This window comes from Frankia sp. CeTa3Moorea, from assembly GCF_978021225.1.
Window position 1 is genome coordinate 1 of the sequence record NZ_CDXDOR010000006.1, and the last position, 21693, is coordinate 21693.

Below are 21693 nucleotides of genomic sequence, written 5' to 3' on the forward strand. Positions count from 1 at the left end.
GACCCAGCCAGGGCGGATCAGGCCCGGCTGGGTCAGCGCACGGCCGTCGGCCTGCACGACGCCGTGGTTGAGGGCCCAGATCTCCGGCCAGCGGGCGCCGTCACCCAGGCAGCGGTCCGCGATCCGCCACAGGCTGTCGTAGACGCCGCCTGCTGGTAGCTGCACCACGACGGTGCCCGGTGCCGCCGTGGGCAGCGCAGCGTCGATCGGGGTGGCCGCGGCGACGGCGGCGAAGCTCGGGCTGGCGGGCGCGGTGGCCGCCGCCGTGGCGACGGCGGGACCGGCAGCAGGAGTCAGCGGGCCCCGGGACTGGGCAGCGGTCAGCAGGATCGCGCCGAGCAGGAACGTCGCGAACCCGCGCATCCCGCCTGCGGGCAGCGCGACGCCGTGGCCGGGCCAGCGGGCCTCCCGCACGACGTCAGGCAGGGCAAGGGAGACCGAGACCGTGAAGGCGAACCACAGCGGCCACAGCAGCACCGCGAGGACGTCGAGGAGCAGGGTGTCGTCCATCGGCCCGGTCAGCCGTGCCGAGACCTCCGCCCAGGACGGCACCTCGTGGGGCAGCGGCCAGCCGACGAAGTGCCACAGCGCCCAGGGCAGGCCGCCGACGAGGGCGACCAGCGCGACCAAGGCGACCCCCGCGCGCACCAGCCGACCGACCAGCAGCAGACCCGCGGTGCCCCTGCGCCGGGCGGGGCGGGGCCGGCGGCGCGCGGGCGGCCGGCTCACGGGACGGCTCCGACAGGTGGGGCGGGGTGGGCGCTGCCGGTCCCGGTGACCGTGAGGGTGTCGAGCCCGACCACGCCGAGCAGCAGGTTGTCGTGCACGGCGGTAACGGTGACGGTGACCGTGTTGTCGACGACGGTCACGGTGCCAGTGGCACCCGCCTGGGCGAGATAGGACTGGGCGGCGGCGACCGCCTGCTCGGGCAGCAGCCGGACCGTGCCACCCTGACGCAGCACGGTCAGATCGAGCTGCTGGGCGCCGGCGCGGGCGGCTTCCTGCGCGATACCCATGGCCTCTGTCTTGTCGGCGAGCGCGCCGCCGGCGTCCACGATCAGCCCGCCAAACATGACGAACGCGGCGAACAGCACCACGACGAACGCGGTCACCGCCCCCTCGTCCCGCCCGCGACGAGCGGGCCGGTAGCGGCTCACGGCGCCGCCTGTCCGAGCTGGTCGCCGTAGAGGTCCACGGGTGAGGTGGAGCTGGCATGCAGGGTTGCTGTGCCGGGGGTTCCCAGCACCGCAAGATCGTCTAGCTGGGCTCGGCACGTCACGGTCACCCGCACCAGCGCGCCCGGTGCCAGCCCGGCGGGATCGGTGTCGACCGTCAGGTCCTGGCAGGTGACCCCGGCGCTGGCCAGCGCGCTCTGCGCGGTGGCACGGGCGTCGGTGACCGCCTGGGCGGGGGTGCGGGCGATGGAGGCGGCGCGCGCGGCCTGGTGGGCAACGTCGGCGATGCGCAGCTTCGCGTCCGAGATCCGGTAGCACAGGACGAGGAACAGCAGCATGAGCAGCAACGCCGGCAGGATCAGCACCAGCTCGGCGGTCGCCGACCCCCGGTCAGGACCACGACGAGCGCACCTGGGTTCGCCGGTCACGGGGCCGGCCTGCGCTGCTCGACGGGCCCGGCCGCGTCGGCATCGATGCCCAGGCGCAGGCCGGGGATGACGCTGGCGGCGGTGCCGTGGACGTGCACCGTCGCCTGATCGCCGTCGCGGGTCACGGTGACCTCGGGACCGGTGAGGCTGGACCGGCCAAGCTGATCGAGGGTCGCCTGCGCCTGCTGTTCGCCGGCGGCGGCGCTGCCGCCGTCGGCGCGGGCGGCGACCAGCGCACGACTGGCGGTGGCCTGCGCGATGTGACGGGCATGAGCCCAGACCGTGACCTGCGCGAGCAGCAACACGACCGTGAACAGCAGCGGCAGCACGAATATCATCTCGACGGTCAGCGCGCCACCATCCCGGCATGGGCGAGCCTTCGTCTGCGTGGGGCGTGTACACCGCCGCCCTCGGCCCGGTCGGACGTCGTAAGATCTCGGGTACGTCCGTCGGGGCGTGCTGGGTCTGCCCCCAGCGGGCCAGCGCGCCGATCCAGGACGGCCGGGGTGGGGCCGTCGTCGGTCCCTGACCGGGCGGAGCCGGGCTGCCATCATCGTGGGTCCTGCTACTGGAAGACCACGCTACGCGCGGCGTCCAGGATCTGCGGGCCGAAGATGCCGATCACGGTCAGCGCGAGCGCCGCCAGGAACGCGATCCAGATGACGTTCTCGGTGGTGTTCCCCGCGTCGCGCCTGTCGGGCGGCGCCTTCGTGTAGCGGTCGCGGATATGGGACCACCAGGTATGGAGACGACCGAGCACGACTCCTCCAACAGTCGAAATAGTTATAGGGATCGGGTGATCTGAGTCAGGGCCGGGTAGAAGACAAACAGGATGAAACCGATCGCGATGAGAACACCGGGGATGCTCATCCGTTCGGTCGCGGCGTTGGCGTCGGCTTCGGCGTCCTGGGCCTGGCGGACCCGCAGCGCGGCGGCTTTCGCGTCCAGCGACTGGCGGACGCGGGCTCCTTCGGTCCCGGCGAGCGCGACCGCGTCGGCGAGCTCCGTCAGTTCGGAGATCTGAAGCTCCCCACCCAACTGACCTAGCGCCACCCACGGGCTGATCCGGGTCTCGCGGGCGGTGCGCAGCGTCCGGCGGATCGCCACGAACGGCCAGCCGTTGCCCACGTTTGCCGCGTCGGTCAGCGCGGTCTCGACCCCGGCGCCGCCGGCAAGCAGCACCTGGATCAGCGACAGGTAGGCCGACAGGGCGTAGCGGAAGGCCCGCCGCTGCCGGTCGGCCTCGGCTTTCACGGTCAGGTCGGGCAGCAGGAACCCGACAACGCCCAGCAGCAGGGCGACCGCGACCGGCACCGCCCACGGAAACGGCCGGCCCCCCGCCGCGAACGCCAGCCCCACCACCGAGGGAAACAGCAGCCCGGCCACGGCGGCGGTCGCCTTCTCCGCGAGATGGGCCTCGGGGGAACGACCCAGCGCCGCCAGGTCCCGACGCAGCGCCGCGGTCGGCAGGCCGGCGGCGCGCAGCATACCAACTGCCGGCCGGCCCATCCGCACCGCCCACCCGTCCTGCTCCGCCGGCACATTCAACGGGGCCGGCGAAGCCGGGGCCGGGGCGGGGTTAAGCCGGGCGATAACCTCCTCCAAGGAAGGTCGGGGCGGGAACAGCCACACGACCAGGGCCCACAGACCGACCCCGGCCCCGACCCCGAGCAGCATCAGTAGGACACTCATCGAGATTCCCGCCCCGAAGTCGCCGGAGCCATACCCGCGGCCTGCGGCGCCGTCGGGTCGCCTTTGTCGAGAAAGCGACCCGGGTTTTCGATCCGGGCCATGCGCCGTAGCCAGACGAACCCGCTGGCGAAGATCGCCCCGATGATGAGCAGGACGAGCTGTCCCGCGGCCGTGCTATAGGGGTCGAGGAAGGGCCGGTTGAACACGACCAGCCCGCCGGCGAACACGAGGCTGGTCACGACGACGACCCGCATCGTGGTGCGCATCCGCGCCCGGCCGACCTCGATCCGGCCCAGCATGTCGACCTGGGCGCGGGCGGTCGCCGCGAGCTGGCCGAGCAATCCGGACAGCTGGCGGGCCTGGTGCTCGCTGGCGAGGATCAGCGCGCCGATCACCAGGTCAGCCAGCGGGTCGTCCAGGTCGTCGGCCAGGCCGCGCAGCGCTGGGCGGAGCCGTTCGCGGCGTTCGATTCGCGCGGCCAGCAGCGCGATCTCGCCACGGATCGCCGTCGGCGCGGTCTGCGCGGTGGCCAGGATCGCCTGCTCCAGACCGGCCGCGGCGGCAAGGGTGTCGCGTAGCTGCTCGGCCCAGACCGCGATGCCCTGGGTGCGGGCGACCTGGCGGGCCTGGTCACGGTCCGGGCCCAGCATCCGCGGCAACCCATACACCGCCATCGCGACCAGCAGGCCACCGACGACCCAGCCGGTCACCACCCCCGCCACGATCCCGGCCGCGACCGAACCGGCGGCCCAGCGGCCGAACCGCGGATCGGTCCGCCACGGCCACGCCCACGGCCTGCGCGCCGGGCGGGACGTCTCCTCGTCGGGCACGCCGCGCCAGCCGTGGACGATCAGCAGCAGGCCGATGCCGACACCCAGGCCGAGCAGCCCGAACACGCCGGTCATCCCCACCACCCCCGCGACAGCACGTCCGGGTCGAACCCCACGTCGACCAGGTCATCGAGCAGCTCCCCGGTCGGCGGTGCCGCCGGCAGGCCGCGCCGGTCGGGGCCCGGCCGGTACAGCTCATTGGTGATCACCTGGGTGCCGTCGGCGTCGACGACCTCCCGCACCGAGGACACGACGCGGCGGCCCCGTTCTCCGCGTGGCTCGGCCAGGTGCACGACGACGTGGATCGCCGAGGCGATCAGCAGGTTCGTCGCCTCGACCGGAAGCCGTTCCGGACCCTGCACGGCATAGGAGGCAAGGCGGGTGAACACGCCGCGGCTGGTCGAGGAGTGCAGGGTGGTCATCGAGCCGTCGTTGCCCTGCGACATCGCGTTGAGCATCGGAATGACCTCAGGCCCGCGGACCTCCCCGACGATCACCCGATCCGGAGACATCCGCAGCGCGGCCCGGACCAGCTCGGACGCGGAGATCGCGCCTTCGCCTTCGGTGTTGGGTTCGCGGACCTGCATCGCGACCACGTCCGGATGAGCCTGCGCGTCGGCGTCCAGCCCGAGCTCGTAGACGTCCTCGACGGTCACCAACCGTTCGTGCGGCGGGATCTGGTCGGCCAGCGCGAGCAGCATCGTGGTCTTCCCGATCGCCGTGCCCCCGGCGACCACGATGTTCTTCCGCGCCGCCACCAGCGCGGCCAGCAGCGCTTCCAGCCCGTAGTCGAGGGTCCCGTTCGCCCGCAGCGCCGCCAAGGTGACGTGGCGGAACCGATGCCGGCGAATGCTCACCGACGGCCGCTGCGTGACCGCCATGACCGCGAACACCCGGCTCTTGTCAGCCAGATGGAAGTTGACCATGGGGGCGCCGCGGTCCCAGCGCCGTTCCTCCACCCCGGCGTGCGCGGCCAGGTCCCGGATCAGCCCGACCAGCTCGCTGTCCGAACCGGTGATGGCCGGTAGGCGGCTTCGGCTGCCGTCGGCCCGGCGGATGAACACCCGATCACCGTTGATGTTGATGTTCTCGATCGACGGATCTGCCAACAGGGGTTCGAGGCCGCCGAGCCCGAGGACCTCGGCGAGGACCTCGCCGATGACGCGCTGCTCGTCCTCGGGTGACAGGACCCCCGCGCCGCGGGCCAGCTCGGCGGTGGTGTGCGCCTCGGTCAGGTCCACGAGCACGGACCGGGCGAACGCCTCCCGGGCCTGCGCGGTCAGCGGCGGGGAGCCTGCCTCCTCGTCCGCGCGCAGCCGGCGGGCGAGCGCCGCCCGCAGCCCGTCGCGGAGCCGGCCGCGCAGGGCGTCGGCCGCCGACCCCGAGGCCCGGCCCGGAAGATCAGTAGGCGCGGCCGGACCCCCGCCGACACCGGTCCAGGGAAGGAACGGACCGGGCCTGCCCGCGCCGTTACCCGACGCTGGGCGACGCGGGTCGGGCCAAGACGGGACGGTCATCGCCGCACCGCCCCCGTCGGGGGCAACGCGGCCCGACCGTCGAACCCGCCCGGCGCCAGTGCCGGGCGCTCCGGGCCGACCGGCACCGTGGCGGCGAGATAGTCCGCCATGCCCGCCACCGTCCGGCCAAGCTTCGACCGGCCGATCCCGGTACGGGTCTGGCGACGGCCGGCGAGCACCCCCGCGGCCGTGGCGTCATACGGCACCGGGCCCAGCACCCGCGAACCCAGCACCCGGGCAATCTCGCGAACCCGGTAGTCCGCGGACCGGTGCGGCTGGGCCACGACGACCACATACCAGGCCGGCACCGCCCAGCCCTGCACCACGTGCATCCGCGCCGCCAGATGCGCCAACTCGTCGTCACGGGCCCGCACGACAAGCAACAGCACATCGGCTGCCCGCAGCGCCGGCCCCGCGGGCGACCGCGGATCGAGACGACCGCAGTCCACGATCACCGCCCGGTCGCCGGACCGCGCCGCGGACCACAGCAGCGACCAGCCCCCACCGTCGAGCTCGCCGAGCACGTGGCTGGCCTGCTCGGCGCCCGCCGGCGCGGGGATGACCTCAAGACCACCGGGCAGCTGGTGGGCGTGGTCCTCCGCGAAACGCTCCCCCCCGCCCCGACGGCCGGCGGCGGCGAGCGTGACCAGCCCACGGCTGCCCGTCAGCAGTCCAAACCGCGCGCCCAGGTCGCCGCCAGCGGGGTCGGCCTCCACCACGAGGGGGTCTCCGGCGTCCGTGGGCCAACGGTCCGCCAGCGCGAGCGCCAGCGTCGTCGCCCCCGGCGACGCCTTCAACGACCCCACAGCGATGATCACCGGTCACCCGCCGGTTCCGTTGACCGTGACGACGCCGATCTGCCCGGCCGGCGCCGCCGCCAACGCGTGGGCGTCGGCCTCGGCGAGCTGGAGCGAGACCACCGTCGTCTGCTCGGTGTCCGCCGCCACCACCGCCACCACCGTCGCCGGCCACGACCGGGCGCCACCGGCCGGCGCGGTCGCTACCACGCTGGTGGCGGGGGCGACGACGACCGTCACCCGCGAGCCAGGTGACAGCCCGGTGGGAAACTGGCCCGCCTTCAGCGCGACCGCCGCGATCGCCTCCCCGCGCGGCGGGACCTGCGCGGCACCGACCGCCGCCCGGCTGAGCACGGTGCCAGCGGGCAGGCTGTAGGCGACCGGCTTGCCCAGGATGCTGTCCCGGTCGCCGGCCGGGATGGTATCGACGCCGTCGGCGGAGATCCGCACCTCCCGCACATCCTCAGCGGCCAGGACATGGCCGACCGTCACTGGCCGGGCCAGCACCAGCACCGGCTCCCGCGACCCCACCCGCGCACCCGCGACCAGACCAGCCGCGGCGCAGCCCACCACCAGCACCACACCCAGCAGCAGATACGGAACCCGGCGACGGCGCCGCGGGCCACCGGTCAGCCGCGCGGTGCGTCCGTCGCCAGTCCGCCGACCGCCCGGGTCCGGCCCAGCCGCACGCGGAGTCCAGGATGGAGCCGTCACCACCAGTCACCCCCCACCGGACCGTCACCGGGATGGCCATCTGACCTACTTGCCCTGGTCGTACGGGTCACGGTCGTCATCAGCCACCGCCCGTCGTCAACGCGGGAACATCGATCACCCGAGCCGCCGTCGTCGACACGGTCGTCAGCCCCGGGAAAGCCCCTGTCTGGCCGGCGCCGGCCCAGGTCACGTCCCAGCGCACCGTCGCCGTCACCGGAAAGATCCCGCCCGGCTCGTCGAGCGACCGGCGGGTGTAGGTGTAGCCGCAGTCCGGCGACGCGCTCTTCGGATCGGCCCCGGCCGGAAACGGCGTGCCCGGACCCGTACAGGTCACCGTCCCGCCATCCCCCAACGACCAGACCACCTCCACGGGCCGGGCAACCGCGGTCACCGACACCCCACCCGCCGCAGCAGTCGCCGCCACCTGCTGCCACCCAGCGGGATCGAGCCACAGCCACGTCGGCAGCCGCACCAGCTGATCGGCGACCGGACTCATCGCGATCGCCGGGCCAGCCAGCCGCAACTGGTTACGCGCCTGCTCCGCCAACGCCTCCGGGTCCGGCGCAGGCCCAGTACCCGGCGCCGCATCCGGAATCCACACCGGCGCCCGATACAACGCGTCCCGCTCACCGCCCGACGCGCACCGGTAGATGTACCAAGCACCCGGCCCCTGCCCCGGCTGAGACGCCACCGGCCGCACCGACAACCCCGACGAACCGAGCACCGCCGGCCGCACCACCAGCCCACCCGCTGACGGCAGCTGATAGGAGGCGGGCCGCACGCCGCCCGCGGGCGGCTGATAGTCGCTGCGGACATACGCGCAATCCGCTATCGGCAATGCCGGCGGGTCCAAAGCCCTGTCGCCGGGTGGCGCGGTCCGCCCTGAACCGCCACCTCCGTTGGCCTCGGAGCCTGCGGACGGCGGCGCTGCTTCGGGGTCTGGTGATGGCCCTCCTGGGATTCCTGCCCACAGCTCGCATCCTGGAGAGGGATTCTGGCTGCACCCCGTGCCGCCAAGTGGGTCTACAGCGGCTGCCGGAACAGCGAAGCATCCGATCATCGCTAGCGCGAGTACAGCGAGGAAGGTGAGTCGGCGCTTCAGCATGATCCAATGTCCCCAACTCCGAACCGGGTGACGCGCCACAATCCATCCGTATGCAGCCGCGCTTCGGCGAGAATTCGGCGCATGCCACCCGGCTCGTCGTCCAGCAACGAGCCATCGGCGCGATACACCAGCCAGCTCCTGGTATCGGCGCAGTCGTCAATCATCGCCGACTTCGGCGCGTCCTCCGGGCTCACCGACGTCACCTTCGGGTTGTTGACCGGCTCACCCTTCGAGACCAGACCGTTGTAATGATCGGCGTAGAGATTTCCGGTCATAACCTGCAATGCGTCACCCGAGGCGTACTGCGACAGATAAGGCGCCTGCCAATCGGAGGTGTGGCTGGCCTGCGCGTACGCCTTCCACATCCCGACATACGCGGCGACCGCATCCCGACGGGCGAGGTCCGCCGGAGACGTCAGCGTCGGCGACGGCGTCCCGCTCGATGAGGCGGGCGAGGAGACGGCGCCGCTGCTGGCGGCCGGGTCGGGCGCGGAACCGCCGTCCGAACTACAGGCTGCGAGGAGCAGCACGACGGCGACCAAGACGCTGGCACCGGCGGTGCCCAGCCGCGTCCGGCGACGCCGTCCTGATGTACGAGCCCGGACCGCCACAGTGCCCACCTCGCAGGAAATCCCAACTAACGACCAACTAGCCCTGGAAGGAAAAAACCCTCCATCTAGGACTACTCCGGCTGTGTCGCGTCGCAGCGTTCCCACTACGCAGTGGGACCGGCATCCCAGCGGAAAATGACTTAACCGGACTATCCGATACCCACCTGATCGGACTACTGCACTAGATCGCTGTCAGGCCCGAATGGGTGATGTGAGGCGTGCAGTGTCGTAGTCGAGCGGCGGCGGTAGGCGGACAGCAGGCCGCCAACACGGACACCGCCGACGGCGCGCACCACATCCACGCCCCCCTCGGCAGCCGCGAACGCGCCAGGACCGTTGAATCGGCGGTACAGGTCGCGGGCCCCGCTGGACCGCTTGGGACGAGGAGCCTCAAGGGCTACGGTTGGCGCATCCCGACTCGCCGTCCGCCACCAGCTCTGGTGCGCGACGCGGAAGGAGCCACAGACCTCGTGGCGACCAGGCCCAGTCTGCGGGTGGAGCAGGCGGAGCTACGAGCGCGGAAGCGCACGGCGGGGATGTCGCACGACAGATCGCCGTCGAGTTCGCCCGCCGCTCCCAGCTGTGCCCCGCGCTGCCTACCGCGTCGCGCACGGCTGGACCCAGACGCAGTCCGCAGGGCCGCAATCACGCCCACGCCGCCCCGCACCGGCCTGGACCCCCACGGCGCCGCCAACCCAGGCCCGAAGAACTTACGAAGCCCTGGCAGGTGCGCCGCAAGTTGAGATGGCCGGAGAATGCGTCGGATCGCTCCGGTGATGGTCTAGCCGGCAGTAGACGCGACCACCGCCCTCGGCGATGGGTATGACCGGAAGGCGGGACTGTTCAACGTCGGCCTTCGACTGCGGCATTTTGCGGCGCCCTCGGCGCAGGCTCCTTTTCTTGACTATCTCGACGGTTTCGTCGAGGACTGTGTCGCCTCCTACGAGGCGCGCGGACCGGCCGTGTTGATGCCTCTTGTCGTGCGGCAGCGGAAAGGCATGCAATCCCTCGTCGAGGGCTGGCAGCTACCCCGGGACCGCGTCCGACTGCTCCGCGCCGCTGGGCGGCTGTCGGGGCGGGCTGGCCATATGGCGGTGAATCTCGGGGACTTTCGCTCGCGCGTGCCTATTGCCCGGAGGCGTTCACCCTTGCGCTCGCCGTCGAGGACCGCTACCTGGCTGCCTGGGTGCGGGGCACCGAAAGCCTGTGCGCCTACTACGCCGGCGACTACCGGCAGGCGTTGGAGCGGGCGCGTGAGGGCCAGACCTACGCCGCGGGCGGCCCGCAGGCGACCCGGCTGGCGGTCAACGGCGAAGCCCGCGCCCTGGGCCAGCTCGGCGACCACCGAGGTATGCGGAAAGCCGTTGGCCGCGCGTTCGACCTCGCCGAACGCGCCGAACTGCCCGACGGGATGTCGCCGTGCATCGCCTTCGGCCCCTACAGCTACGCGCGGATCGCGGCGATCGCCGCGACCGCCCCGACCCGGAACACAGCGCCGCGCTCGGCGTCGAGGCCCTCACCCGCGCCGGTGCCGCCCCGATCGAGTCGATCCGCCAGCGTGGCCAGGAGCTCGCCCGCCGCACCGCGCCCTGGCAGGGGCTGCCCGCCGTCGCCGAACTGGCCGAGGTGTCCCAGGCACTGACCTCCGGCGCGCCGCGGTGAGCGAGCACGACCCGGTCCATGACGACTGGGAACGCTTCCGGGTCCTGCCCTTGATGACCGACCACTGGGACCGGCCCGGCTGGACCCCTGGCCGGCGCAGCTTCCACTGGTTCCTGACGTTCGGCAGCGCCGCGCTGCGCGACCTCGCCGCGACCTGCCAGCAGCAGCTACGCGATCTCGACTGTCTCGACCCGGTGGCTGCCGGCGGGCTGCACCTGACCGTGCGCCGGCTCGCGTTCACCGATGAGATCGCCCCTGCCGCGGTCACGACGGTCGCCCGCCGAGTTGGGCAACGGTGTCGCGGCCTGCCTGCGTTCCGGCTGCGGGTCGGACCGCTGGCCGGGTCGAGCGGCGCGGTCCGGTTCACCGTCACCCTCTGGGAGCCGCTGGTCCGACTGCGAGGCGCCGTGGACGACGTGTCCGTCGCCTGTGGCCTGCCCGCCATCGAGCAGCGTTTCCGTCCACACGTCGGCATCGCCTACTGCAACCGCGACACGCCCGCCGCGCCGATCATCCGCCGGGTCGCGGGTCTGCGTGACCTGCCTCCGGCGGAGGTCTCTGTGACAGATCTTCGGCTGGTGCGGCTGTACCGCGACGGCCGGACCTACCAATGGGACACCATCACCGTCGTCCCGCTGAGCGCGTAGCGCCGGAGTCGGACGGCGCAGGAGGGCAGCGGACTTTGATCCTTCCGAGGGTGCGGGCCGCGGGCCGGTGACTCAGGGCCGGGTGAAGGTCAGCTGAGTGAGGCCGACCAGGACGCGCGAAATCTCGGCAAGATCCGCCGGCGCCCGCCGGGGCGCATCCGCCCACGAGGCGGACCCAGACAGCTCTGCTCGCGGACCGGACTCGACGGTTCTTCCCAGCCCTGCGACGAGGTCTGCCCAGATCGCGAGGAACTCCTCAACCCCGCGCAGGATGTCCACCCGGACCTGCTCGGCGCCAGACGCCGCGTAGGCGGCGAGGTCCGCGGCAGCCGTACCCGCCGGGTCTGCTGATCGAGGCTGTGCTGGAGTGCTCGGGCGGCGTGCGCGGCGCCGTCCAGCGCGTCCGCGGCGTCGACGAGTACGTCGCTCAGAAGGCGACGCACCTCGGGGTCGTGGGCGAGCTCGTCGAGGCGCAGCGCGTGGTAGGCCAGCCGGCATCCCGGGGACGCCAGCGGCAGGCGGTCCAACAGCAGCAGCCACCGCCGGCTGGCGAGCACCAGGCCGACGCCCATGGTCCCGGCGCACCAGGTTCCGAACAGCGCCAGCCAGCCGGCGCTGAGGCCGGAGCGGACCAGCTGGACCCACAGCCAGAACCCTGGGGCGCAGACCAGCACGGGGACGCTGACCTGGACGGTTCGCCGGCGTCGCCCAAAACGGGACGCCGCCGCGTGCGGCTGTCGGTCGGCCGAGCGGGATTCGGACACGATCACAGTCTCGCCTCAACGTCGCCGGCCGCGATAGCTCGGGGCGACGCGGATGAGCGCGCCGGGACGACCTAGGGGGCGTCGAGCCTGAGTGTCCAGGCGCCCGGGGGCGGAGAGGTCGGCTCCGCGGCGAGGAACGCCGCGGCGGCGGCGGCCAGCTGGCCGACCGGCAGGGCCGCGTCGAGCACCAGGCGCCGGTCGTCAGGCAGCACGTCCAGGTAGCGCAGGAACGCCCGGTCAGCGGCGGTGAGGAAGCGTGGGTCGACGAGGTGCGGGTGCACCGGCCCGCGGCGGCGCTGCCGCGCGGCGACCGCAGCGTGGGGTAGCCGCAGATACAGATGGCGGCCGGGTCGGGGCGCGATGCCCGCGTGGGTCGCGGCGGTGAACGTCTGTGCGGCGTAGCCAGGGTCGGCGGGCACGCCGAGCTGCGCGAGGGCGTGCTGGTGGGCGATGTGCGACAGCGGGCTGCGGTCGAACAGCACGAGGCCGGTGCGCGCTCGGAGGGCGGCCTCGGCGCGTTGCCGCTCCACCCGGCACAGGTGGTCAAGGCCGGAGCGGACGTCGTCGAGGGTCCTTGGGGGGTACGGCAGCGGCGAGGACAGGTCAGCCGGATCGGGGATGACGGTGGCGCCGAGCTGGCTGGCAAGCACGATCGCCAACGTGGACGTCCCCGTGCAGCGCAGGCCCTCGACGGCGAGAAGCCCGTGGCGGGACGGCTGGTCGGATCGGGTCACGGAAGCCTCCAGGAGCCGGGCGAACGCCGATGGTCGGTGCGGACGCTAGCGGCAACCACCGACATCTGCGGGCAAGCACGCTCGTCCACGGCGGGCCGGAGACGGTGTCGTGGTGGGGTGTGCTCGGGTGGTTGGGCGTCGGTGCGGTCACGGTGGCTCCCTCGCGGTGCGCCGCGGGGTGGCCGGGCAGGTAGCCGTCGGGGCGGGCGGTCGCGGGCCGCTTGCAATTACCAGCGGTCGGCAAGCGTCTGCGAAGCTGCGCCTCGTGCCACGCTGTATGTCGGCGACCCACGTCAAGGTTCTCGACCGAGCAGCACCTTTGCCGTGCCCGTCCGCTGTGACCCGTGGCGTCCACGCCCGACGGACGGATCACATGGCCGGACACCTTCCGTTTGAAAGGACGCCGATCTGCGCGTGCTACGTGCTCGCAAGCATCATCATCGGGGCTCGTCAGCCCTTGCAGACGAAGGATCGTGCGGATGCTGGCAGGCTGTGGAACCACTCGAAGTGTCCAGGCTCATCAGGATTGGGCGGGCTCGGTACAGGCTTGCCCCCCCGGTGAGCCGCCTCACGTGCATCGAACGCACGTTCTTTGTCATGCTCGGCAACCGGCGATATGGGTATGGGCGGGCTGGGCTCCGTCGAAGGTTCACTCAAGCGCCAGCAGATAATGGCAGGCAGGCCGGGTGCTTCGCCCTGCCGTGGCCCTTACCCGGAAATGGCGGACGACTCCTGATCATGAAAGCTCAGACTGGGGGTACGATTCGCGAACCTTCCATGAACGCCGAATACCACGGGCCGGCATGATGGCCGGATTCAAATGCCAGACGCCACAGCGGGGTCGGCTCCTCGCTCATCCGGTCGCCCACGATCGCAGAGAGACCGGAGTCCAGATCCAAGACGAGTGCCAAGTCAGTCAGCAAGTCTGCGTGCGCGTCCTCTAGAATCCGGCCGATATCGAGCGCGGGCTCGACTCGCGTGACGTCCATCGACGGCTCGTCCGTGACGCCGAGTCCGTCTTCCCAGATCCGAACCCTAGTGACGCCAGGCAGCATTTGGAGAAGTGCGGCGGCCACCTCCGCCGGAGTCATGTCTCCGGGTGTGGGAATGGTGGCCTCGGCCTCCATGCTTAGACCGTGCCCAAGCCTGAGGATCATGATCCCGTCCTGCTTCCCCGGCGCGTCCGCGCCGTGCCGGATTTCTGCACTCGATCCCACGCGCTCGGCCGCAAAACGCTCTATCTCCGTCTCCGGCCACATCCACGGAGCCCGGCGCCAGCGCCTGCGCCGGCACCCGTTTTCTGACCGGATGGGGGCAGGCATGGCCAGGAGGTTCGCGCTACGGTTTAGATAAATTCGCCCCGGAACGATTCGATGTCCTCGATGAACGCGATCCACTCGGCCTCGGAGAACGCGAGCACGGAGCCGCCATCGGTGCGCCTGTCACGGACCAGGAACCCGCCCCGAGCCGGTCCGTCATAGACCTGCGCGACCAAGACGCACAGCGGGCCGCCGTCGGTGAAGCCCGACGATCGCCAGCGCAGCGGCCCCGCGCTCGTCGGCTCCGGCCGGACCGTGTTGTACCGACGCCCCGGCACCACCGACAGCGGAGGTTCCCCGGTGGGCTCTGACGCGGCGCCGGCGTCGGCCACGTCGCCGCCATCTCCCCTCACTTCCCAGCAGCTCGGCTCCTGCCCAGCGACCGGCTCCGCGCCACGGGCGGTCTCGTCGAACGCGGCGCCGTCGGTGGCCTCGTCGGCGGCCGACTCGGAAGCGGTCGCGGTCTTCTCCAGAGAGATCATGTGCGTTTCCTCCTTACGGGACGGTTCAGCCGAACAGCCCCCGCCGCAGGCGTGTATGCCTGCCCGTGGCCGTCGTTCGTCTCCACGGCTAGACCCCCGGTGGAGCTGGTGGCGCGCTCCCGCAGGACTCGCGGTCCCGATCGAGGGCACAGCGGTTCCACATCACCCACGAGGAGGCGCCGGCCGGGCGATCTCGTAGGTGATGTCGGTCGCCGGCAACCCGGTGCCGATGTCGGGGAACTGCCGTATCCGGCGGTCGGCCGCCAGGTAACGCACCGCGTTGCGCAGGAACGCCCCGGTTCACGAGCGCGCCCTCGCAGATCTCGGGCCGCCTCCGGATCATGGCCTCGGCAACCGCCCGGTCCGCAGGGTAGTTGCTCTTGCTGCCGAGGCAGTAGTCGCAGATCCGGGCCAGCGGCGGCACCTGCGGCGCAAATCCGTCGGCACCGCGGCCGACTGGGCGTTCCAGCCGGCGACCGTCCTGTCCTGTTCCACCACTGCCGTCGTACCCCTTGTCGACTCAGCCCAGCTGGTGATCGTTTCGCTGTGGTCCAGGCACGTTATGTGAGCCTGCGCGTGAGCCCCTGCCCGTCCCGAGGCGGCCTCGGCAAGGGGCGCCGCCCCGCTGGATGTTGGCTACGAAGCCACTGGGCGGCGCCCGCGGGGTCGTCGCTGAGGACGGGCAGGTCGGTGACGAAGCCGTCGACCCCGGCGACGCTGAGCGGCCCGACGGTGCGCGCGCCGACCCCTCCCTCTGCCAGGAGACGGACACGCTGGTGTCCGGTTGCCTCAAGGAGTCGGCGAGCGGCGTGGACGCGGCGCAGCGCGGCCATGGTCAGCGCGGCGTCGTGTGTGCCGCCAGGTGTGCAGACGAGCACGAGCACGTCGATCGCGCCGAGGTAGGGGCGGGCATCGACGGCCCGGGTGTCCACCCCGAGCGCCAGACCGGCTGCCTTGCCGTTCTCGCGAACGCGATGCAGGGCACGCGCAACGTCGTCGATCTCGGCTGGCACCGTGATCAGATCGGCGCCAGCGGTGGTGACCGCGTCGATGAGCGCCATCGGCCGGCGCGCCAGCAGGTGGGCGTGGAACGGGACCGTCGCCCGAGGGCGCAGGGCCGCAAGCATCGCCGGGGAGAACATCAGGTCAGACCCGAAGGACCCGTCCGCGATGTCGAAGTGGACCAGGTCAGCGACGCTGCTGGTCCGATCGAGCTCCGCCCCGAGCGCGGCCAGATCCGCCGACCACAGCGACACATCAAGCAGAAGCCGGCGTTCGGGAAGCGCAGCCAGCCAACCGGCCGGCCGGCTCGCCGAGACCGTCTGCTCCGTCGTCATCGGCTGCGCAACCTCTCGACCCCAGGAAATGTTCGAGATCATGGTTGCAGTCCTCGTCAGGCTGGTCATTCCCCCGCACGCGAAGAAACCGTTCGCACTGCTGGAGGGCCGCTGACCAGCGTGTACGGGCCCACGGGCAACCGGTTTGTTCGCCCGGCGAGCTCATGCAGTCAGGATCATCGGTGGCAGGTCCTCCCAGCGGGCCGGCACAGGCAGCCCGGGACGGCGGGAGTTCCGCAGACTTCTCCGGGGCGGTGGCGGCCCGGATGGCACGGCGGGCCGCGTGGCGCCGGGTAGCTACGGGGAATCGGTGCACGGGTCTCACCGGGCCGGGACAGGCAGCGACGGTGGCCAGGATGGCTTCGCCCGTGGAGCGCGGGCCTTCGGTGGCAACCAACTGCGGGCCGGCGGGAGCCGACTGGCGGTGTCGTGATGTCTCCGGGCCGGGTCGAGGGCCGGCGTACGGTGTGGACCCCGCCCATCCGGCGTGGACCAGCCGCGTGCCGCCGCCCAGGCGAGGCGCGCCACAGCCACACCGCCTCGGCCGCGATACAAGGCTTGGATCACTACACCGGCCGGCCAACGGGAGCCCGAGCCACAACACCATTCGATCTCAACGAATTGTCTTTGAAAACACAACGCACTTAAGGCGTCACCCTGCCGCGTGGCGCGCCGGTAGCTCTGCGCGTCCGGGCTAGACTCCGACGAGCGGGTCGTGGCGGGCGAGAGGGGACTGGGATGCCGGCGGATTCTTTTGTTCACCTCCACGTGCACACCGAGTATTCGATGCTGGACGGCGCTGCGAAGTCGGGCCTTCTTTTCCAGGAAGCGGCGAAACTCGGCATGCCAGCCGTGGGAATGACCGACCACGGCAACATGTTCGGTGCCTACGAGTTCTTCCAGGGCGCGAAGAAGGCCGGCGTCAAGCCGATCATCGGGATTGAGGCGTACCTGGCGCCCGAGTCGCGTCACCACAAGCGGCCGGTGTTCTGGGGCGAGGGCTCGCAGCGGGACGTCGACCCTGCCGGTGAGGGCGGCGACGTGTCCGGCAGCGGCTCCTACACCCACATGACGATGCTTGCGGCCAACGCCACTGGCCTGCGTAACCTGTTCCGATTGTCGTCGCTCGCGTCGATCGAGGGCTACTACCGCAAGCCGCGGATGGACCACGAGCTGGTCTCTCAGTATTCGGAAGGGATCATCGCGACGACGGGCTGCCCGTCGGGTGAGGTGCAGACCCGGCTGCGTCTGGGCCAGTTCGACAAGGCGCTCGCCGCTGCGGCCACCTACCAGCAGGTCTTCGGCCCGGACAACTTCTTTTTGGAGTTGATGGACCATGGGCTGCCGATCGAGCGCAGCGTCCGTCAGGGGCTGCTCGACATCGGCAAGAAACTGGGCCTGCGGCCGTTGGCGACGAACGACTCGCACTATGTGACCGAGGACCAGGCGGCCAGCCACGAGGTGCTGCTGTGCGTCGGCACCGGCAAGAGAATGGACGACCCGACCCGTTTCAAGTTCGAGGGCTCCGGCTACTACCTGAAATCGCCCGAGGAAATGCGCGGCCTTTGGGACAGCGAGGTTCCGGGCGCCTGCGACAGCTCCCTGCTGATCGCCGAGCGGGTCGAATCCTACGACGACGTCTTCAAGTTCGTGGACCGGGCGCCACAGTTCGCGGTGCCCGAGGGCGAAACCCAGCTGTCCTGGCTACGCAAGGAAGTCGCCCGCGGCGTGGCGTGGCGCTTCCCCGGCGGAGCGTCCGCCGAGGTGAACGAGCGCATCGAGATGGAACTCGGTGTCATCGACAAGATGGGCTTCCCGGCCTACTTCCTCGTCGTCGCCGACATCTGCCAGTTCGCCCGGGATCGGGGTATCGGTCTGGGGCCGGGCCGTGGCTCCGCGACCGGGTCGATGATCGCCTACGTTCTGGGCATCACCGAGCTGGACCCGATCGAGCACGCGCTGATCTTCGAGCGGTTCCTCAACCCCGAGCGCATCTCCCCACCCGACATCGACCTCGACTTCGACGAGCGCCGGCGCGGCGAGGTGATCCGCTACATCACCGACAAGTACGGCGAGGACCGGGTCTCGCAGATCCTGACCTTCGGCACGATCAAGGCCAAGGCCGCAATCAAGGACTCATGCCGGGTACTCGGCTACCCGTACGCGCTCGGCGACCGGATCACCAAGGCGCTGCCGCCGGACGTGCAGGGCAAGGGCATCCCCCTGTCGGGGATCTTCGATCCGAACCACGAGCGCTACGGCGAGGCCGCCGAGATCCGCGCGATCTACGAAGCCGAAACCGACGTCCGCAAGATCATCGACACGGCGCGGGGCCTGGAGGGGCTGACCCGCGGTACCGGTGTCCATGCCGCCGGGGTCATCCTGTCCGGCGAGCCGCTGCTGGATGTCCTTCCGATCCACCGCCGCGACAACGACGGCGCGATCATCACCGGGTTCCCGTTTCCTCAGTGCGAGGAGATGGGCCTGCTCAAGATGGACTGCCTGGGCCTGCGGAACCTCACCGTCATCGGTGACGCTCTGGAGTCCGTCAAGCGCAACCGCGGCGTCGAGATCAACCTGTCCACCCTGCCGCTGCACGACGACAAGGCGTTCCAGCTGCTGGCCCGCGGGGACACCCTGGGTGTCTTCCAGCTCGACGGCGGGCCGATGCGCAACCTGCTCAAGCTGATGGCGCCGACGAAGTTCGGCGACATCGCCGCTGTCCTCGCGCTGTACCGGCCCGGCCCGATGGCCGCGAACAGCCACATCGAGTACGCGGACCGCAAGAACGGCCGCAAGGAGGTCCTCCCGATCCACCCGGACCTCGCCGACGTCTTGGAGCCGATCCTGGGCGAGACCTACCACCTGGTCGTCTACCAGGAGCAGGTCATGGCGATCGCCCGCGAGCTGGCCGGCTACTCGCTCGGCGGCGCGGACCTGCTGCGCCGCGCGATGGGCAAGAAGAAGAAGGAGATCCTCGACAAGGAGTTCGCGAAGTTCTCCGCTGGCATGCAGGAGAAGGGCTACAGCACCTCGGCGGTGCAGGCGCTGTGGGACGTGCTGGTGCCGTTCTCCGGCTACGGGTTCAACAAGTCCCACACCGCCGGCTACGGGGTGGTCTCGTTCTGGACGGCCTACCTCAAGGCGAACTACCCGGCCGAGTTCATGGCGGCGCTGCTGACCTCGGTCGGCGACAACAAGGACAAGATGGCCGTCTACCTGGCCGAGACCAGGCGGATGGGCGTCAAGGTGCTCCCCCCGGACGTCAACGAGTCGCAGCTGCGGTTCGCCGCGGTCGGTGACGACATCCGCTTCGGCCTGGGCGCGATCCGTAACGTCGGCGCGAACGTCGTCGCCTCCATCGTCGCCACCCGCGAGCGCAAGGGCGCCTACGAGTCGTTCCCGGACTTCCTCCAGAAGGCCGAGATCGCGGCGTGCAACAAGCGGGTCGTCGAGTCACTGATCAAGGCGGGTGCGTTCGACTCGCTCGGACACAACCGGCGCGCGCTGGTCAACGTCCACGAGTCCGCGATCGACGCGGTGCTCGGCACGAAACGCGCCGAGGCGATCGGCCAGTTCGACCTGTTCGGCGACGCCGGCGGCGCGGACGAACAGACCCAGATCGGCCTGGACCTGGACCTGAGCGCCGCCGAGTGGCCCAAGCAGGAGAAGCTGGCCGAGGAACGCGACATGCTCGGCCTCTACGTGTCGAGCCATCCCCTCGACGGCGCCGAGAAGGTCCTGGAACGCCACCGCGACATCCGGATCATCGAACTGGTCCCCGCCGACGACGGCGAGGACGACGAGATGGCGCAGGCCGTCGCCCGCCCCAGCCTCGCCGGCGCGGTCGTGAAGATCGCCGGCATCATTTCGAAGATCGACCGGCGGGTGAACAAGAACTCCGGCGCACCATGGGCGGTCGTCACCGTCGAGGACCTCGACGGTGCGGTCGACTGCCTGTTCTTCCCGCAGAGCTATGAGCAGTACGCCGCCGCGCTCGCGGCGGACACCGTGGTCTCCGTGAAGGGCCGGGTCAACGAGCGCGAGGGCAGCGTCAGCCTGTTCGCGCAGGAACTCACCGTGCTCGACGTGGACACCAGCCTAGACGGCCCACCGGTGCTGATCACCCTTCCCAGTCACAAGATCACACCTTCGCTCGTCGAGGAGCTGCGCACGGTCCTCGCATCTCATCCGGGCACAACACCGGTGCATCTGCGCCTCGAAGGTCCGCAGCGCACGCTCCTGCTGCGCCTTGAATTGCAGGTGCAGTCGTGCAGCGCCCTGTTCGGGGACCTCAAGGGCACGCTCGGAGCGAAGGCGCTTGCCGGGTGACCCGAGAGGGGCGGGTGGAGGTCGTCGTTTCCACGCAGACGGTCTCCTGCCCGCGCTGCGGGGGGGAGGGGCTTGCCACGGCGCGTGTGCCGCACACGATCGAGGCCGCCCGCGGCCCGGTCCACGGCTACCACCTGGTCGTGCTCTGCGCGGCCTGCGACGCTGACGCGCCGGGCGCCGCCCCGCTGATCACGTTCTTCCACGTCCACGGCCAGGTGAGCGAGTCGACCGTGGATCAGGTCGCCGCGCTGCTGGACACGTGGGCGTCCACGCTCACGGTGCGCACTCTCGACCCGCAGGAATGGGAGGGCGAGTACCAGGCGTGGCTACGGGGCGAGCTGTGACGAGCCGACCTGTGGGCGGGCGGCTGGTGTAGCCGGCCAGACCGGCAGCGTCGGCGTAGGCCGTAGCGGCACGTCCCGGAACATGCCACCTTCCGCCAGCGGGCGGGCATCGAGGCCGACGGGCAGGTAGGCGGTGCCGGAACGGCGGCCGACCTGAAGGCATGGGTAGGGGTAGGCGGCGAACGGGTCCCCCAGGTACAGCGTGTCGAGTTCGACGAGGCCGGCGAGCAGAGCGACGTCGAGGGGCTGTCCGTCGTAGGTATCGTAGCCGAACCGGGGGTGGCCAAGGTCCACGTCGTCGACCGCGACGATCCCGGCCGGGATCGCGGCCAGTTCGTCGACCAGTGGCCAGCGGCCGTACCAGTGGGCGTCGAGGTAGACCAGCGGCCGGGTGAACCGGCCGGCCAGCGAGGCGAGCACGGCTGCCGAGTCGCCGGTCACCACGGTGGTGTTCGGCTGGTCGCGCAGTCGGTGGCGGGTGAACGCGGCGTGCTCGTCGACGACGTCGCAGGTGACGATCGGCAGGTCGGGGTAGAGCCGGGCGAGGTAGTGGGTGGTGTCGCCGAGGAAGCAGCCGGTCTCGATGATGCCGTCGCACCCGTAGGCTCCGAGCAGGTAGTCGACCTGGAGGGCGGTGGTGATGTCGAAGCCGAAGGGGCCGCCGCCGTCCGACAGCCGGCGCTGGCCGGCGCGGGCGGTCGTGTAGAAGGCGTGCAGCAGGCCGGGGCTGGGCGCGTGTATGCCGGTGTCCTTCCGAACGGCCGGAGGGCGCCGCTGGGGGGAGGCGGCGCCCTCCGGGGTCTAGGCGGTCAGGCGGGTGGTGACGAGGTGGACGGTCAGACCGTGCTGGGGGGAAGGACGACGGTGGTGTCCTCGCGCAGGGCCCGGTCGTCCTGGACGGCGCCGCAGCCGCTCTCGGGGACGATCGTCCCGGCCGAGGCCATCGTCAAGTAGGCATCCACGTCGGCCGCGTCCAGGCCGAGGCCGAGGCCCGGCTCATCGGCACGCAGACTGCTCGCGCTGGTGGTCATGGCGGTTCTTCCTTCCAGTGGGGTGGAGCGAACGGTGGTGAGGGTGCGGGTCAGGGCAGGCTGGTGGCGATGGCGACGACGACCTGCTGGCCGTCCTCGACCGGGGCGACGGCGCTGGTGAGCCAGCCCGGTATCGCCAGGTGGGCGCCGGGCTGGGGTCGCAGGATGATCT

At 71.2% G+C, this 21693-nt stretch carries 24 protein-coding genes and 1 pseudogene; 4 read left to right on the forward strand and 21 right to left on the reverse strand.

What is annotated here, in order from left to right; genetic code table 11:
* The 12 genes from AC08OV_RS02265 to AC08OV_RS02320 all read right to left on the reverse strand — a co-directional run.
* Positions 1 to 729, reverse strand: a 729-nt coding sequence (locus AC08OV_RS02265) for a LysM peptidoglycan-binding domain-containing protein (RefSeq protein WP_476619181.1), incomplete at its 3' end; no start/stop codon positions are given.
* Complete coding sequence (locus tag AC08OV_RS02270) at positions 726 to 1112, reverse strand: pilus assembly protein TadG-related protein (RefSeq protein WP_476619182.1); 387 nt, start codon at positions 1110 to 1112, stop codon at positions 726 to 728. The genes AC08OV_RS02270 and AC08OV_RS02265, both read right to left, overlap by 4 nt.
* A gap of 41 nt (positions 1113 to 1153) precedes the next feature.
* The gene (locus AC08OV_RS02275) at positions 1154 to 1603 is read right to left on the reverse strand and encodes a TadE/TadG family type IV pilus assembly protein (protein WP_476619183.1); all 450 of its coding nucleotides are present in this window, start codon (positions 1601 to 1603) and stop codon (positions 1154 to 1156) included.
* The gene (locus tag AC08OV_RS02280) at positions 1600 to 1953 is read right to left on the reverse strand and encodes a TadE family protein (protein ID WP_476619250.1); all 354 of its coding nucleotides are present in this window, start codon (positions 1951 to 1953) and stop codon (positions 1600 to 1602) included. Before AC08OV_RS02280 ends, AC08OV_RS02275 begins: the two co-directional genes overlap by 4 nt.
* 215 nt (positions 1954 to 2168) lie before the next feature.
* Positions 2169 to 2363, reverse strand: a complete 195-nt coding sequence (locus AC08OV_RS02285) for a hypothetical protein (RefSeq protein ID WP_035958833.1) — start codon at positions 2361 to 2363, stop codon at positions 2169 to 2171.
* A 23-nt stretch (positions 2364 to 2386) separates the two neighbouring features.
* Positions 2387 to 3295: a type II secretion system F family protein gene (locus AC08OV_RS02290; RefSeq protein ID WP_476619184.1), complete on the reverse strand. Its 909-nt coding sequence runs from the start codon at positions 3293 to 3295 to the stop codon at positions 2387 to 2389.
* Positions 3292 to 4200, reverse strand: coding sequence for a type II secretion system F family protein (locus AC08OV_RS02295; RefSeq protein WP_476619185.1), 909 nt, complete (start codon positions 4198 to 4200; stop codon positions 3292 to 3294). Before AC08OV_RS02295 ends, AC08OV_RS02290 begins: the two co-directional genes overlap by 4 nt.
* Entirely contained in the window at positions 4197 to 5642 is a 1446-nt protein-coding gene (locus AC08OV_RS02300) for a CpaF family protein (protein WP_476619186.1), read from the reverse strand. The genes AC08OV_RS02295 and AC08OV_RS02300 overlap by 4 nt, the downstream gene beginning before the upstream one ends.
* Entirely contained in the window at positions 5639 to 6460 is an 822-nt protein-coding gene (locus AC08OV_RS02305) for a MinD/ParA family ATP-binding protein (RefSeq protein ID WP_476619187.1), read from the reverse strand. The genes AC08OV_RS02300 and AC08OV_RS02305 overlap by 4 nt, the downstream gene beginning before the upstream one ends.
* Before the next feature lie 3 nt (positions 6461 to 6463).
* A complete protein-coding gene (locus AC08OV_RS02310; protein WP_476619188.1) occupies positions 6464 to 7153 on the reverse strand; it encodes an SAF domain-containing protein in 690 nt (229 codons plus the stop codon).
* Positions 7154 to 7232: 79 nt separating this feature from the next.
* On the reverse strand, positions 7233 to 7991 hold the full coding sequence (locus tag AC08OV_RS02315; protein WP_476619189.1) for an ATP/GTP-binding protein: 759 nt from the start codon (positions 7989 to 7991) through the stop codon (positions 7233 to 7235).
* Between the two features lie 260 nt (positions 7992 to 8251).
* The gene (locus tag AC08OV_RS02320) at positions 8252 to 8800 is read right to left on the reverse strand and encodes a hypothetical protein (protein WP_476619190.1); all 549 of its coding nucleotides are present in this window, start codon (positions 8798 to 8800) and stop codon (positions 8252 to 8254) included.
* 1488 nt (positions 8801 to 10288) lie between these two features.
* Between AC08OV_RS02320 and AC08OV_RS02325 the strand changes: the two genes are divergently transcribed.
* Together AC08OV_RS02325 and AC08OV_RS02330 are read left to right on the forward strand one after the other, a co-directional pair.
* A complete protein-coding gene (locus AC08OV_RS02325) occupies positions 10289 to 10531 on the forward strand; it encodes a hypothetical protein (RefSeq protein ID WP_476619191.1) in 243 nt (80 codons plus the stop codon).
* Entirely contained in the window at positions 10528 to 11178 is a 651-nt protein-coding gene (locus AC08OV_RS02330; protein WP_476619192.1) for a 2'-5' RNA ligase family protein, read from the forward strand. The genes AC08OV_RS02325 and AC08OV_RS02330 overlap by 4 nt, the downstream gene beginning before the upstream one ends.
* Before the next feature lie 89 nt (positions 11179 to 11267).
* Here the strand turns inward: AC08OV_RS02330 and AC08OV_RS02335 are convergent, their stop codons facing one another.
* The 7 genes and pseudogenes from AC08OV_RS02335 to AC08OV_RS02365 form a co-directional block, all read right to left on the reverse strand.
* Entirely contained in the window at positions 11268 to 11942 is a 675-nt protein-coding gene (locus AC08OV_RS02335) for a hypothetical protein (protein ID WP_476619193.1), read from the reverse strand.
* A gap of 71 nt (positions 11943 to 12013) precedes the next feature.
* Positions 12014 to 12676: a DEAD/DEAH box helicase family protein gene (locus tag AC08OV_RS02340; protein WP_476619194.1), complete on the reverse strand. Its 663-nt coding sequence runs from the start codon at positions 12674 to 12676 to the stop codon at positions 12014 to 12016.
* 746 nt (positions 12677 to 13422) lie between these two features.
* On the reverse strand, positions 13423 to 13935 hold the full coding sequence (locus AC08OV_RS02345; RefSeq protein ID WP_476619195.1) for a hypothetical protein: 513 nt from the start codon (positions 13933 to 13935) through the stop codon (positions 13423 to 13425).
* An 86-nt stretch (positions 13936 to 14021) separates the two neighbouring features.
* Positions 14022 to 14477: a DUF397 domain-containing protein gene (locus AC08OV_RS02350; protein WP_476619196.1), complete on the reverse strand. Its 456-nt coding sequence runs from the start codon at positions 14475 to 14477 to the stop codon at positions 14022 to 14024.
* 162 nt (positions 14478 to 14639) lie between these two features.
* Positions 14640 to 14765 (reverse strand): SAM-dependent methyltransferase, encoded by a 126-nt coding sequence (locus AC08OV_RS02355; protein WP_476619251.1) that lies wholly within the window; start codon positions 14763 to 14765, stop codon positions 14640 to 14642.
* A 64-nt stretch (positions 14766 to 14829) separates the two neighbouring features.
* Positions 14830 to 14901, reverse strand: a pseudogene (locus AC08OV_RS02360) (hypothetical protein); the annotation flags it as partial.
* A gap of 136 nt (positions 14902 to 15037) precedes the next feature.
* Positions 15038 to 15814 (reverse strand): ribulose-phosphate 3-epimerase, encoded by a 777-nt coding sequence (locus tag AC08OV_RS02365; RefSeq protein ID WP_476619197.1) that lies wholly within the window; start codon positions 15812 to 15814, stop codon positions 15038 to 15040.
* Positions 15815 to 16552: 738 nt separating this feature from the next.
* On the opposite strand from AC08OV_RS02365, the gene dnaE reads away from it, so the two are divergent.
* Positions 16553 to 20146 carry a DNA polymerase III subunit alpha gene (gene dnaE / locus AC08OV_RS02370; protein ID WP_476619198.1) on the forward strand — a complete coding sequence of 1198 codons (3594 nt, stop codon included), beginning with the start codon at positions 16553 to 16555 and terminating at the stop codon, positions 20144 to 20146.
* Positions 20143 to 20490 carry a DUF6300 family protein gene (locus tag AC08OV_RS02375; protein ID WP_476619199.1) on the forward strand — a complete coding sequence of 116 codons (348 nt, stop codon included), beginning with the start codon at positions 20143 to 20145 and terminating at the stop codon, positions 20488 to 20490. Before dnaE ends, AC08OV_RS02375 begins: the two co-directional genes overlap by 4 nt.
* Here the strand turns inward: AC08OV_RS02375 and AC08OV_RS02380 are convergent.
* Together AC08OV_RS02380 and AC08OV_RS02385 are read right to left on the reverse strand one after the other, a co-directional pair.
* Positions 20473 to 20931, reverse strand: coding sequence for a hypothetical protein (locus AC08OV_RS02380; RefSeq protein WP_476619200.1), 459 nt, complete (start codon positions 20929 to 20931; stop codon positions 20473 to 20475). The two genes, AC08OV_RS02375 and AC08OV_RS02380, sit on opposite strands and share 18 nt — an antisense overlap.
* Before the next feature lie 395 nt (positions 20932 to 21326).
* Entirely contained in the window at positions 21327 to 21521 is a 195-nt protein-coding gene (locus AC08OV_RS02385) for a hypothetical protein (protein ID WP_476619201.1), read from the reverse strand.
* Between the last annotated feature and the right edge of the window lie 172 nt (positions 21522 to 21693).

Bases quoted from the DNA above. Each gene is read 5' to 3' on its own strand.
- AC08OV_RS02385 (WP_476619201.1), bottom strand. From the start codon at position 21,521: ATGACCACCAGCGCGAGCAGTCTGCGTGCCGATGAGCCGGGCCTCGGC.
- AC08OV_RS02290 (WP_476619184.1), bottom strand. From the start codon at position 3,295: ATGAGTGTCCTACTGATGCTGCTCGGGGTCGGGGCCGGGGTCGGTCTG.
- AC08OV_RS02300 (WP_476619186.1), bottom strand. From the start codon at position 5,642: ATGACCGTCCCGTCTTGGCCCGACCCGCGTCGCCCAGCGTCGGGTAAC.
- AC08OV_RS02345 (WP_476619195.1), bottom strand. From the start codon at position 13,935: ATGTGGCCGGAGACGGAGATAGAGCGTTTTGCGGCCGAGCGCGTGGGA.
- dnaE (WP_476619198.1), top strand. From the start codon at position 16,553: ATGCCGGCGGATTCTTTTGTTCACCTCCACGTGCACACCGAGTATTCG.
- AC08OV_RS02350 (WP_476619196.1), bottom strand. From the start codon at position 14,477: ATGATCTCTCTGGAGAAGACCGCGACCGCTTCCGAGTCGGCCGCCGAC.
- AC08OV_RS02365 (WP_476619197.1), bottom strand. From the start codon at position 15,814: ATGACGACGGAGCAGACGGTCTCGGCGAGCCGGCCGGCCGGTTGGCTG.
- AC08OV_RS02295 (WP_476619185.1), bottom strand. From the start codon at position 4,200: ATGACCGGCGTGTTCGGGCTGCTCGGCCTGGGTGTCGGCATCGGCCTG.